General features: G+C 43.3%; 11 protein-coding genes, 1 pseudogene and 1 riboswitch. Of the genes and pseudogenes, 11 read left to right on the top strand and 1 reads right to left on the bottom strand.

Annotation, left to right across the window (positions count from 1 at the left end):
• Positions 1-288 precede the first annotated feature (288 nt).
• The 9 genes from hisG to hisIE all read left to right on the top strand — a co-directional run bounded on the left by hisG (position 289) and on the right by hisIE (position 8,933).
• Positions 289-1,188, top strand: coding sequence for an ATP phosphoribosyltransferase (gene hisG, locus B0185_RS03215; RefSeq protein WP_005705347.1), 900 nt, complete (start codon positions 289-291; stop codon positions 1,186-1,188).
• Positions 1,189-1,242: 54 nt separating this feature from the next.
• Positions 1,243-2,529, top strand: a complete 1,287-nt coding sequence (hisD, locus tag B0185_RS03210; RefSeq protein ID WP_005705273.1) for a histidinol dehydrogenase — start codon at positions 1,243-1,245, stop codon at positions 2,527-2,529.
• Between the two features lie 98 nt (positions 2,530-2,627).
• On the top strand, positions 2,628-3,686 hold the full coding sequence (gene hisC / locus B0185_RS03205) for a histidinol-phosphate transaminase (RefSeq protein WP_005705315.1): 1,059 nt from the start codon (positions 2,628-2,630) through the stop codon (positions 3,684-3,686).
• Positions 3,687-3,704: 18 nt separating this feature from the next.
• Complete coding sequence (gene hisB / locus B0185_RS03200) at positions 3,705-4,793, top strand: bifunctional histidinol-phosphatase/imidazoleglycerol-phosphate dehydratase HisB (RefSeq protein WP_005705300.1); 1,089 nt, start codon at positions 3,705-3,707, stop codon at positions 4,791-4,793.
• A 103-nt stretch (positions 4,794-4,896) separates the two neighbouring features.
• Positions 4,897-5,847, top strand: a complete 951-nt coding sequence (locus B0185_RS03195; protein ID WP_005705316.1) for a hypothetical protein — start codon at positions 4,897-4,899, stop codon at positions 5,845-5,847.
• 166 nt (positions 5,848-6,013) lie between these two features.
• The gene (gene hisH, locus B0185_RS03190; protein WP_005705272.1) at positions 6,014-6,604 is read left to right on the top strand and encodes an imidazole glycerol phosphate synthase subunit HisH; all 591 of its coding nucleotides are present in this window, start codon (positions 6,014-6,016) and stop codon (positions 6,602-6,604) included.
• Between the two features lie 168 nt (positions 6,605-6,772).
• Positions 6,773-7,522 carry a 1-(5-phosphoribosyl)-5-[(5-phosphoribosylamino)methylideneamino]imidazole-4-carboxamide isomerase gene (gene hisA, locus B0185_RS03185; RefSeq protein ID WP_003781802.1) on the top strand — a complete coding sequence of 250 codons (750 nt, stop codon included), beginning with the start codon at positions 6,773-6,775 and terminating at the stop codon, positions 7,520-7,522.
• Entirely contained in the window at positions 7,504-8,277 is a 774-nt protein-coding gene (gene hisF, locus B0185_RS03180) for an imidazole glycerol phosphate synthase subunit HisF (RefSeq protein ID WP_005705346.1), read from the top strand. Before hisA ends, hisF begins: the two co-directional genes overlap by 19 nt.
• Before the next feature lie 8 nt (positions 8,278-8,285).
• Positions 8,286-8,933 carry a bifunctional phosphoribosyl-AMP cyclohydrolase/phosphoribosyl-ATP diphosphatase HisIE gene (hisIE, locus tag B0185_RS03175; RefSeq protein WP_005705283.1) on the top strand — a complete coding sequence of 216 codons (648 nt, stop codon included), beginning with the start codon at positions 8,286-8,288 and terminating at the stop codon, positions 8,931-8,933.
• A 27-nt stretch (positions 8,934-8,960) separates the two neighbouring features.
• Here hisIE and B0185_RS03170 read toward each other — a convergent pair.
• Positions 8,961-9,062, bottom strand: a pseudogene (locus tag B0185_RS03170) (IS3 family transposase); the annotation flags it as partial.
• Between the two features lie 234 nt (positions 9,063-9,296).
• Between B0185_RS03170 and B0185_RS03165 the strand changes: the two are divergent.
• Entirely contained in the window at positions 9,297-10,415 is a 1,119-nt protein-coding gene (locus B0185_RS03165; protein ID WP_005705335.1) for a NapC/NirT family cytochrome c, read from the top strand.
• Between the two features lie 8 nt (positions 10,416-10,423).
• Positions 10,424-10,599, top strand: a riboswitch (molybdenum cofactor riboswitch).
• Between the two features lie 18 nt (positions 10,600-10,617).
• Positions 10,618-13,092, top strand: coding sequence for a trimethylamine-N-oxide reductase TorA (torA, locus tag B0185_RS03160; RefSeq protein ID WP_005705317.1), 2,475 nt, complete (start codon positions 10,618-10,620; stop codon positions 13,090-13,092).
• Positions 13,093-13,094: the final 2 nt, after the last annotated feature.

Raw genomic sequence — 13,094 nt, 5'->3', positions numbered from 1 at the left:
GATCAATAAAAAATACATCAATTAAATTTTTTTTCTTTTTGGGCTTGCGCTGACACTTATCTTTCAGTATAGTCAAGTTCAGTTCTATTTTAGATAAGGCTCAAAAAATGATTTTTTTAGGTAATCGTCGCTATCATCACCACCACTTGAATTCACATTCAAGCGTTTGGTGCTACCTGAAAAACAGATAAGAGTCGCTGAGAAAAAAATCTCGTAAAGCCCTCGAAGGTTCGCACCTCCGAGGGCTTTTTCTATTTCACATCAATAATTTTTACAGAGGCTATTTATATGCAAACACAAAACCGACTCAAAATCGCCTTACAGAAAAAAGGTCGTTTAAGCCAAGATTGCGCAGCCCTGCTCAAACAATGTGGGGTAAAAATCAATTGGAACGAACAACGGCTTATCGCCTATTCGGAAAACCTACCGATTGAAATCCTGCGTGTGCGTGATGACGATATCCCTGGGTTGATTTTTGACGGTGTCGTAGACTTAGGTATCATCGGCGAAAATGTCTTGGAAGAGGAAGAACTTGGTCGTTTAGCAGCTGGCGAAACCATCACCTACAAAAAACTACGCCAATTAGACTTCGGAGGCTGTCGCCTTTCGCTCGCCATTGACCGTGACCAAACTTACAACGGCGTGCAAACCCTTGCTAATCAACGTATCGCCACCTCCTATCCAAACCTTTTACGTCGCTATATGCAACAACAAGGTGTGCCTTTTAAAAACTGTCTGCTCAATGGCTCGGTAGAAGTGGCTCCAAGTGCTGGACTAGCCGCGGCAATTTGCGATTTAGTCTCTTCTGGCGCGACCCTAGAAGCCAACGGTTTAAAAGAAGTCGAAGTGATTTACCGTTCTAAAGCCTGTTTAATTCAACGTGCCGAACCGCTTGATGCAGAAAAACAAGCACTGGTTGACCGCTTGCTAACCCGCATCCAAGGTGTGCAACAAGCCTCTGAATCCAAATACATTATGCTGCATGCGCCAAAGGATAAACTTGCCCAAATCACCGCTTTGCTTCCAGGAGTAGAAAACCCAACGATTTTGCCGTTAGCCAGCGATAGCACAAGGGTTGCGATGCATGTTGTCAGCCAAGAAAATCTGTTCTGGGAAACTATGGAGCAATTAAAAGCCATCGGTGCCAGCTCGATTTTAGTATTACCAATAGAGAAGATGATGGAATAACCCAACCTTGCTTCCATTTACGGGAAAAGAAAATTAAATAAGAGGAAATAGGCAATGCAAACTTTAATTTGGAATAACTTAACTCAAGAAGAAAAACGCCAAGCCCTTGCCCGTCCGGCACAAAAAGTCGGTGAAAGCATTAAACAGGCGGTTGATGCCATTCGTGAAAATGTTGCGCAAAATGGCGATAATGCGTTGTTTGAATTGTGCGAAAAATTCGACAAAGTAAAACTGACAAGCCTTGTTGTCTCTCCTGAGGAAATCGTCGCAGCTAGCGCTCGAATTTCCCCAGCGCTCGCGCAAGCAATTCAACAGGCAAAAGCCAATATTGAAGCCTTCCACAAGGCACAAAAAAATCAAGAAATCGACATTGAAACCCAAGCCGGCGTGCGCTGCCAAGTGGTTACCCGTCCGATTTCCCGCGTGGGACTATACATTCCGGGCGGTTCCGCACCATTGTTTTCTACTGTTTTGATGTTAGCGATTCCAGCAAAAATTGCCGGCTGTAAAAAAATTGTGCTGTGCTCCCCTCCACCTATTGCCGATGAAATTCTTTACACCGCGCAACTATGTGGCGTGGAAACCATTTATGCAGTGGGCGGCGCACAAGCCATTTTTGCCATGGCACAAGGCACCGAAACGGTGGCTAAGGTTGATAAAATTTTCGGCCCTGGTAATGCCTTTGTTACAGAGGCCAAACGCCAAGTGGTGCAAAGCGGTACTGCCATTGATATGCCGGCAGGCCCTTCAGAAGTGTTGGTCATCGCGGATGAAGCGGCAGATCCCGAATTTATCGCTAGCGATCTGCTTTCCCAAGCCGAACATGGTGCTGACAGCCAAGTGATATTAGTCACCACCAATGCGCAATTAGCCGCACAAACAGAACAGGCTATTGCCCGCCAACTGGCGCGTTTACCACGAGCTGAAACCGTCAACAAAGCCCTTGGCCACAGTCGTATTTTTATTGCCGAAAGCTTGGCGCAAGCCGTTGCAATCAGCAATGAATACGCACCAGAACACTTAATAGTACAAACCCAAAACGCCCGCGCACTCTTGCCGGAATTGGACAATGCCGGTTCGATTTTCTTAGGGGCCTACAGCCCGGAAAGCATGGGCGATTACGCCAGCGGTACCAACCACGTGTTGCCAACCTATGGCTATACCAAAACCTACTCTAGTCTTGGTTTAGCGGATTTCAGCAAACGGATGACCGTCCAAGAACTCAGCCCCGAAGGTTTTAAAAATCTGGCAAAAACCGTGGAAGCGATGGCGGAGGCTGAGCAATTAGATGCCCATAAACAGGCTGTCAGCATTCGTTTGGCAAAACTAAATGCGCAGTAAGCTAAATCAAACGCCCCCTCGAATTTCCGAGTTTTGCAAAACAACACCTAACCCATTGATTTTATTATGGTTGAATAAAAACGTAAAAAGGACAACATATGAACACAACACAGCTTTCCCGCCCCAACGTCCAAGCATTAACCCCTTATCAATCCGCCCGCAAACTGGGCGGCAACGGTACTATTTGGCTCAATGCAAACGAATCACCGCTTTCACCAAATTTTCAACTTTCCGGTCAAGACTTGAACCGCTATCCAGAGCCTCAACCACAGGCAGTGGTTGAAGGCTATGCCGCCTATGCCGGAGTCAACGCCGAGAACGTTTTAGTCACCCGTGGTGGCGATGAAGGCATTGAGCTGATTATTCGCGCCTTTTGTGAACCCGCACAGGATGCCATTTTATTCTGCCCACCCACCTACGGCATGTATGCAGTCAGCGCCGAAACTGCTAATGTTACCTGCAAAACTGTGCCACTTGATGCCGATTTTCAGCTCAACTTGGAAGCCATTGAAGTGCAATTAGATGGCGTGAAAGCAGTATTTGTTTGTAGCCCGAACAATCCGACCGGTAATCTGCTCAAGCGGTCTGATTTAATCAAATTATTGCAAATGACCGCCGGCAAGGCGATTGTGGTGGTTGATGAGGCCTATATTGAATTTTGTCCTGAAGCGACCTTCGCCAACGAACTGCAAAACTATCCGAATTTAGCCATCATCCGCACCCTTTCTAAGGCCTTTGCCTTGGCCGGATTACGTTGTGGTTTTGTTTTGGCCAATGCGGAATTAATTCAAATTCTGAGCAAGGTGATTGCACCTTATCCAATTCCGGTTCCAAGCGCGGATATTGCCGCCCAAGCGCTTGCTGATGCGAATCTGACCGTGGTTAAGGAACGCGTGCAAACCACTCTGGATAATCGTCAATGGCTTGCCGACAAGCTGGCTGCATTACCGCAAGTAGAACAAGTCTTCCCAAGTGAAGCTAATTATTTGCTCTTTAAATGCCAAGATGGCGAAAAAGTGTTTAAAGCTTTGTGGGATTTGGGAATTATTCTGCGCGACCAAAATAAAGCGTTAAATTTACAAGACTGCATTCGTATCACCGTTGGCACAAAAGAAGAATGTGAACGTGTGGTTGAAGCCATCAAACAAATAAACTAATACACAGGAGAACAGCCCATGCAACCTATTCTTTTCATTGACCGCGATGGTACCTTGATTGATGAGCCAAAAACTGATTTTCAAATTGATAGCCTTGAAAAACTCAAATTTGAGCCGAACGTCATTCCAGCAATGCTAAAACTGAAAGAAAAATACCGTTTTGTGATAGTTTCAAACCAAGATGGCTTGGGAACGGACTCTTTCCCACAAGCAGATTTTGATAAACCGCATAATGCAATGATGGCGTTATTCAAATCACAGGGGATTGAGTTTGATGATGTGCTGATTTGCCCACACAAACCGGAAGATCATTGCCAATGCCGCAAACCACAAACCAAGCTGCTTAAAAAATATATTGAGAAGAAATTATTCGATCCAGCACATTCTTTTGTCATTGGTGATCGGGCAACCGATGTGCAATTAGCCGAAAATTTAGGCATTCGTGCTATTCAATATAATTCGCAACAAATGCCTTGGGAATTGATTGCCGAAAAATTATTGGGCGAAGCGGTAAGTAACATCGGCAACCGCCCACCTCGTATTGCTGAAGTGGTGCGTAAAACCAAAGAAACCGATATTAAAGTGCAAGTATGGTTGGATGAAACCGGAGTTAACGAAATCAAAACTGGCGTTGGCTTTTTCGATCATATGCTTGACCAAATCGCCACTCACGGCGGATTCCGCATGAACGTACAATGCAACGGTGATTTGTGGATCGATGAACATCACAGCGTGGAAGATACTGCCCTCGCTCTCGGGCAAGCATTGAAACAGGCGCTTGGCGATAAACGCGGCATCGCCCGCTTCGGCTTTGTGCTCCCGATGGATGAATGTCGCGCCGAATGTACCTTAGATTTATCCGGCAGACCTTGGATCAAATTCAGCGCCAAATTCAAACGCGACAAAGTCGGCGATTTCAGCACCGAACTGACCGAGCATTTTTTCCAATCCTTGGCATTCTCGCTGCTCGCCACTCTCCACCTCAAAGCTACTGGCGACAACGATCATCACAAAATTGAGAGCTTATTTAAGGTGTTTGGGCGGACGTTGAGACAGGCGGTGAGAATTGAGGGGGAGGAGTTACCGAGTAGTAAGGGAGTGTTATGATTTGTAGGGACAGAGTTTATGTCTGTCCGAAAAGTGCGGTTGGGTTTTGTAAAGTTTTTGGAAATTTGGCTGTTTTATAGAAGTAATTAGGACATATAAAAATATGAAAGAAGATATTAAAATATTTGATAAGTTATTTGAACTTATTTTATCTAAGGAATCAATTAGTGAAGAATTAATGAGAGATATAGATAATATAGTAATTAGATATCCATATCTAACAAAAGGATTAATAACAGGTGTTATTAAAGAATCTGACGAAGCTTATAGATTAGCTCATTATATAGATTCATATTTTCAATTTCTTCAATATAGAGATGTAGAAATATTAAAGATTTCTTTGCATAGATATAATAAGGCGGAACTCTCCGATAAGACATTAAATCCTTTGCTTTATAGGGATTCTAACAAAAGAAACTTTAACTATACTATATATGATAAATCTCCCAATGAAAAAATATTATATTTGGATCAAAATGTAATGTCTGATTTAATGGATAAAAAAGATGAGGCGGAAAAGATAAAATCTTTATGTTTTTCTAATAATATAATTATAGTTTATAGTCCTAATCATTTGGAGGAGGCAAATAGATTTCCATGTGAAATAAAAAAAACTAAATTCATTGAAGCAATAAGATATCTAACAGATGATATTCTCTTTCTTCCATGTGATAATTCGGACAAAAATTTCTTAGCAAAAGAAGACCCTATTTACTCTTTAAATAGAGTAAAAAAATATGAAGATACATCTATATATTTTGAAAAATTAACAATACTTGGACAAAAAGATAGAGAAATGTTTCTACCTGAATATGAGGAGAAAAATCATAAAGACTTTATAAATAACAGTCATGATGTTTTTAATTTGTTATCTGATGAGGATTTTTCAAAAGTTATGTCTAATTCATTCGGTGGATTTGTCACAAAGGATAATTTTAAAAATATATTGAAAGATAGAGATGGTTTCAATTTAAAGATAAAATCATTATATAAGGCTTTGGATTTATTAGGTTATAAATTAGAGAAGAAAAAAATAGAAATGAACCTGGGATAACATATGATCCAGAGCATTTAATATATGCATTTGAAAGTGATATATTCATTACAAATGATGAAAGATTAAGGTTGAGAACGAAGCAAATAGCAAAATTTATTGGAAGCACTCTAGAAGTTCTCTCGTACGAGGACTTTTTAGCCAAATATTCGAAAAGAGAAATACAATGATCACCATCATCAACACCCAATGCGCTAACCTTTCCTCCGTCAAATTTGCCTTTGATCGATTAGGATATAGCGCGGAGATCACCAATGATCTCAATAAAATTAAATCCGCCGATAAATTAATTTTACCCGGTGTAGGAACTGCTAAAGCAGCAATGCTGAATTTGCAACGCTTAGGCTTGGTTGAGGTAATCCAAAATCTCACACAGCCTGTGTTAGGTATTTGCTTAGGCATGCAGCTAATGACAGAATTCTCTACCGAAGGTAATGTCTCCACCCTTGGTTTAATGAGTGGGCAAACCGAACTGATTCCGGATACGGGCTTGCCGTTGCCACATATGGGCTGGAATCGCGTACATTTTGATGAAAATAGCCCGCTATTTGATGGCATTGCGCAGGACAGCCATTTCTATTTTGTGCATAGCTATGCGGTATTGCCTAATGAAAATACCATTGCGACCAGCCAATATGGTGTGGATTTTTCTGCTGCTATCGCCTACGAAAACTTCTACGGCGTGCAATTCCATCCTGAACGTTCAGGCGAAAATGGTGCGTTGTTGTTGAAAAATTTTGTGGAAAAAGTGAAATAAACCACAGAGTTAAAATAACGCACGCACCCCCCTCTTTAGAAAAGAGGGGCAGGGGGAGATTTGATTAGGATGTCTAATTTCTCACGAGGTTGAAAATTACTTCTGCTAAATCTCTCCTAACCCCTCTTTGCTAAAGAGAAGAACTGATTACATTACACAGGAAAACCTATGCAAACATCACAAATCATTCCCGCCCTTGACTTAATTGATGGTCAAGTTGTGCGGTTACATCAAGGCGACTACGCCAAACAAACTACTTATTGCGACGATCCTATCGCACAATTTGCCGATTACGTTCGCCAAGGGGCACAGCAATTACACCTAGTAGATTTAACCGGAGCGAAAAATCCACAGGCCCGCCAAACCGCGTTAATTCGCCAAATCATTGCTGCAACGCCCTGCCCTGTGCAAGTCGGTGGCGGGATTCGTCGCGAACAAGATGTTGTCGATTTATTGGCGGCAGGCGCAAACCGCGTGGTGATCGGTTCAACAGCGATTAAAGAACGCGCCACCGTAAAACAATGGTTTACTCAATATGGCGCAGAGAAATTCGTGTTGGCATTGGACATCAACATCAATGCAAGCGGTCAAAAAATTGTGGCAATCAGCGGCTGGCAAGAAGCTAGCGGAGTGTTGTTGGAAGAGGTAATCGAAGACTATCAAAGTGTCGGCTTACGCCATGTGTTATGCACCGACATTTCGCGTGATGGCACCTTGGCAGGTTCAAACGTTGATTTATATCGTGAAATCTGCGCGCAATATCCCGATATTCAATTTCAATCATCGGGCGGCATTGGTAGCCTGGCAGATATTGAGGCGCTTAAAAATACCGGCGTAGCAGGTGTTATTGTTGGACGCGCCTTGTTGGAAGGCAAATTTAATGTAGCGGAGGCAATCGAATGTTGGCAAAACGGATAATCCCTTGTTTGGACGTACGTGATGGGCAAGTCGTTAAAGGCGTGCAATTCCGCAATCACGAAATTATTGGCGATATTGTGCCGTTGGCACAATGCTATGCTGCCGAAGGTGCTGATGAGTTAGTGTTTTACGACATTACCGCTTCATCGGATGGCCGCACGGTGGATAAAAGCTGGGTGCAACGCGTGGCGCAAGTCATTGATATTCCTTTCTGCGTAGCCGGCGGGATTAAAACTGTCGCTGATGCCGAGCAATTATTTGCTTTTGGCGCGGATAAAATCTCGATCAACTCTCCTGCGTTAGCTAATCCCGATTTGATTAACCAACTTTCCGAACGCTTTGGCGTGCAGGCGATCGTTGTTGGCATCGATAGCTGGTTTGAGCAATCAACCGGTAAATATTGGGTCAACCAATATACTGGTGATGAAAGCCGTACCCGCCAAACCCATTGGCAGTTACTTGATTGGGTGCAAGAAGTACAAAGCCGTGGTGCGGGTGAAATCGTGCTCAATATGATGAACCAAGATGGCGTACGCCAAGGCTATGATCTCACACAGCTTAAAATGGTGCGCCAAGTATGCCGCGTACCGCTTATTGCCTCGGGCGGTGCAGGCGAAATGGTGCATTTTCGCGATGCCTTTATCGAAACCAATGTAGACGGCGCATTAGCCGCAAGCGTGTTCCACAAGCAGATTATTCAGATTGGGGAACTCAAACGCTATTTGCGTCAACACAATATTGAAATCAGAGAGTAAGGAAAATGATGCTTAATACTAGCCTTATCAACTGGCAAAAAGTTGATGGTTTACTGCCTGTCATTGTCCAACATGCACAAACCGGTCAGGTGTTGATGTTGGGATATATGAATTCTGAGGCCTTAGCCAAAACCATCAATGAAGGCAAGGTGACCTTCTATTCCCGTACCAAGCAACGCCTCTGGACCAAGGGGGAAACCTCGGGGAATTTTTTAAATATCGTGGATATGAGCTTGGACTGCGACAATGACACCTTGTTAATTTTAGCCAATCCTATCGGCGCAACCTGTCATACCGGAGAAGACAGCTGCTTTCATCGATTTACCCAACAAGTCACCAGCCATTGGACATGGTTCGCCCAACTGGAGCAACATTTAGCAGAAAAGAAAAACGCCGATCCGGCTAGTTCTTACACTGCAACACTGCACAGCAAAGGCATTAAGAAAATCGCCCAAAAAGTGGGGGAAGAAGCGGTAGAAACGGCGCTAGCTGCCGTCTCGCAAGATAAACCGGAAACCCTCAGTGAAGCGGCGGATTTGGTTTATCACTTAACCGTGTTATTGCACCATCAAGGACTGACATGGGCTGATGTGATTGCAAAATTGCAAGAACGCCATCAGGGAATTGGTCTGCATCCAGAAGGTTCGAATAAATAAACGCCTGATCTGTCCCCAAAATCTGGACTATTCACATAAGGACTGACGACGATATTGTACCGGACTCAGTCCTTTTAATTTTAGTTGAATCCGTCGATGATTATAGTAATCCAAATAATCCCTTACCGCATCTGATTTATCAAATTCAGCAAGGGTACAGCAAAATTATTGCCCCAGAGCTGTTTGCCAATACCTTTTTTAAATTACCACCTTGGTTTGTAGTGAAATAACGTTACCTCTTTTGAGTTAAATCAAATTTCCTTTCGATATACCTCTTAATACGTATTTTTACTTATTGAGCTTCTTTTTTTGCAGGCATAAAATTCCTATAAAACTTTTATCTTTTATTTTTGTGGGGAATTTATGCCTAAGTTAAAACTCTCTCTAGCAAGCGGTCTGATTTGTGTTGTGATTGGTGCTGCTGCATTATTTGGTGTGCAATCAATTATGAAAGCAACCAGCAGCCCTGAATTTTGTGTAAGTTGTCACTCGATGAGTCACCCGCAGGCAGAATGGGAAGGCACGGTACATTTTTCAAACCGTAAAGGGATTCGAGCTGAATGTGCCGATTGCCACGTTCCACATGAAGGAATCGACTATGTGAAAGCGAAATTTGTGGCACTCAAAGATGTCTGGCACACCTTTGTTACTAACAAATTGCCCGATCAAGAAGCCTATGAGCAACACCGCCTAGAAATGGCACAACGAGTTTGGCAAGAGATGAAAGAGAGTGATTCTGCGACTTGCCGTTCCTGCCATAGTTTCGAGGTGATGGTAGTTTCTGAACAAAAAGAAGCTGCTCAAAAAATGCATAAATTGGCACAAGAAACTAACCAAACTTGTATTGATTGCCATAAAGGTATCGCCCATTTTATGCCTGAAATGCCTGTAGACAATGCGGCTGCACTGGGTGAATTAACCAAACACGCAGGGCAATTTAGCGAAGGCGATAAAACCCTTTATAACCTTGTGATGGCACCAGCGAAAACCGCTGATGGTGCAGAAATTCGTCTATTACCTTATGCTGAGTTAAATGATTGGAAAGCCGATGGCGACAACATTAAAGCGACGTTAAAAGGTTGGCAACAAGCAGGGGCAGAAAGCGTACTTTATGCTGCATTGGGTCAACGTATTATGGTTGGATTAGTCAGCGATGAAGCGAAAAATAAATTCACTGTTCATCAAACGGTAAACGATAAAGTGACGAATTCCGACTGGAAAGAGGTCAGCGTGGAAGTTTCTATGCCAAAAACCGCCGTCACTTCAGATTTAAAATCGTTGAATGCCTTTGGCGATAATTTAAACCAAACCCATTGTAGCGGTTGCCACGCAGCTATTGGTGCAAACCATTACACGGCAAACCAATGGATCGGAGTAGTGAATTCGATGAAGGATAGAACCTCAATGACAGCTGATGATGTGCGTGCGGTGACTATTTACCTACAACGCAATGCCAAAGATATGGTTGGAGGTGCACACTAATTTTTTATCAACAAATCCGATACCGAGCTGTTTTGACTAAGTTTTGTTATCAAAATACGCCATCTCAGCCTGTTCCAAGCGATTGTTTTGCAAAACTTTTGCAAAATTTTACCGCTTGCAACACAGGATAGCGAAGAAATGAACTATCCCCTCGTGCTTAGAAAGGTGTCATATTTAACTTACTTTCAAAGGGGAAACCTATATGAAAAAACAAGAAAATATCAACGCAAGCCGTCGTGGTTTTATTAAAACCACCTCACTTGGTCTTGCTGGGACATCTTTAGCTGGCGGTAGCGTCAGTGCGTTACTTTCAACCGAAGCTAAAGCCGCTGAAATGCAAACCGTGATGACTGCGGCACACTGGGGACCATTAGGTGTGGTAGTGCAAGATGGCAAAGTGGTGAAATCAGGCCCTGCGATTGAACCAAACATAGTAAACGAATTGCAATCTGTGGTGGCTGATCAAGTTCACGGCGAAACCCGTGTGAAATACCCAATGGTGCGTAAAGGCTACTTAGAAGGTAATAAAGACACCACCTTACGCGGTCGCGATGAATGGGTGCGTGTTTCTTGGGATAAAGCCTTTGAGCTTGTTGCAAATGAGATGAAACGTGTGCGTGAAGCTCACGGCCCGAGTGCGATTTTTGGTGGTTCTTACGGTTGGTATAGTTCAGGTGCATTGCACGCAGCGCGTACTTTGCTTAAACGTTATTTAACCATCACAGGCGGATTTGTGGATGTGAAAGGCGACTATTCAACAGGCGCTGCACAAGTGATTATGCCACACGTTCTTGGCACAATCGAAGTGTACGAACAACAAACCAGTTGGGAAGTGTTACTTGAAAATAGCGATATTATCGTGCTTTGGTCTGCAAACCCGCTCAACACACTTCGCATTGCTTGGACTTCAACCGACCAACAAGGCATTGAATACTTCAAAAAATTCAAAGAAACAGGTAAACGTATTATCTGTATCGACCCTGTGAGAAGTGAAAGCTGTGAATTCTTAGGTGCGGATTGGGTGCCAGTGAACACAGGAACAGACGTGGCGTTAATGCTTGGTATTGCTTATACTTTAGTGTCTGAAAACAAACACGATAAAGAATTCCTCAAAAAATATACCAAAGGCTTCGAGCAATTTGAAAGCTACTTGCTCGGCACGGAAGATAAACAACCAAAAGATGCCGAATGGGCAAGTAAAATTTGTGGTGTGCCAGCCGAAACTATTAAACAATTAGCTGCGGATTTCTCTAGCAAACGCACAATGTTAATGGGCGGTTGGGGTATGCAACGCCAACGTCATGGCGAACAAAGCCATTGGATGTTGGTGACACTAGCTTCAATACTTGGTCAAATCGGCTTACCTGGTGGCGGTTTTGGCTTAAGTTATCACTATGCTAATGGTGGCGTTCCAACTGCAACTGGCGGTACTTTAGGTTCAATCAGCGCAAATCCTACGGCGGCAGCAGGTGCTAAAACGTGGTTAGATGAAGCTTCTAAATACTCGTTCCCACTTGCACGTATTTCTGATGCGTTGCTCAATCCAGGTAAAACCATTGATTACAACGGCACGAAAGTTACTTATCCTGATATTAAAGTGATCTACTGGTCAGGCGGTAACCCATTTACCCACCACCAAGATACCAACACTTTGGTGAAAGCGTGGCAAAAACCAGACACCGTGATTATCAACGAATGTCATTGGACGCCAACTGCACGTATGGCAGATATTGTGTTACCAGCGACAACCAGCTATGAGCGTAATGATTTAACGATGTCAGGCGACTATTCGATGATGAATATTTACCCAATGAAAAAAGCGGTTGAGCCACAATTTGAAGCGAAAAATGACTACGATATTTTTGCTGAGCTTTCAAAACGTGCGGGTAAAGAAGCAGAGTTTACTGAAGGTAAAACAGAAATGGATTGGTTAAAAGGTTTCTACCAAACTGCCTTTGATGCGGCACGTAAGAACCGTGTATTAATGCCGAAATTCGAGCAATTCTGGCAAGATAATAAACCAATCACCTTCAAGGCTAGCGAAAAAGCGAAAAAATGGGTGCGTTATGAAGAGTTCCGCAACGATCCGTTACTCAACCCATTAGGCACACCATCAGGTAAAATTGAGATCTTCTCTGACGTGGTTGCGAAAATGAACTATGATGACTGTAAAGGTCACCCAACTTGGATGGAACACGAAGAGTTCTCAGGCAAAACTACTGCGGAAGAGCCGTTAGCGTTAGTGACACCACACTCAAAATACCGCTTACACAGCCAATTAGCTTATAGTTCATTGCGTAAACTTTATGCAGTAAATGATCGTGAACCAGTGTTAATTCATACCGAAGATGCTGCAGCTCGCAACATTGCAAGCGGTGATATTGTGCGTGTGTTTAACAAACGCGGGCAAGTGTTAGCAGGCGCTATAGTGACTGATGGCATTATCAAAGGCACAGTGGCTATCCATGAAGGGGCTTGGTATGACCCGCAAGATTTAGGTCAATCAGCGCATCCACTTTGTAAAAATGGCAGCCCAAATGTCCTTACCCGCGACGAAGGTACGTCTAAACTTGCTCAAGGTAACTCACCAAATACTGCAACCGTTCAAGTTGAGAAATTCACTGGTGAAGTACCAAAAGTGACAGTGTTTACTGAGCCTAAGTATACACAGGCTTAGAA

The organism is Haemophilus parahaemolyticus, from assembly GCF_002015035.1.
Lineage (GTDB): Bacteria > Pseudomonadota > Gammaproteobacteria > Enterobacterales > Pasteurellaceae > Haemophilus_A > Haemophilus_A parahaemolyticus.
Note: the sequence above shows the minus strand (reverse complement) of the source record. Positions and strands in the feature narration are given on the sequence as shown.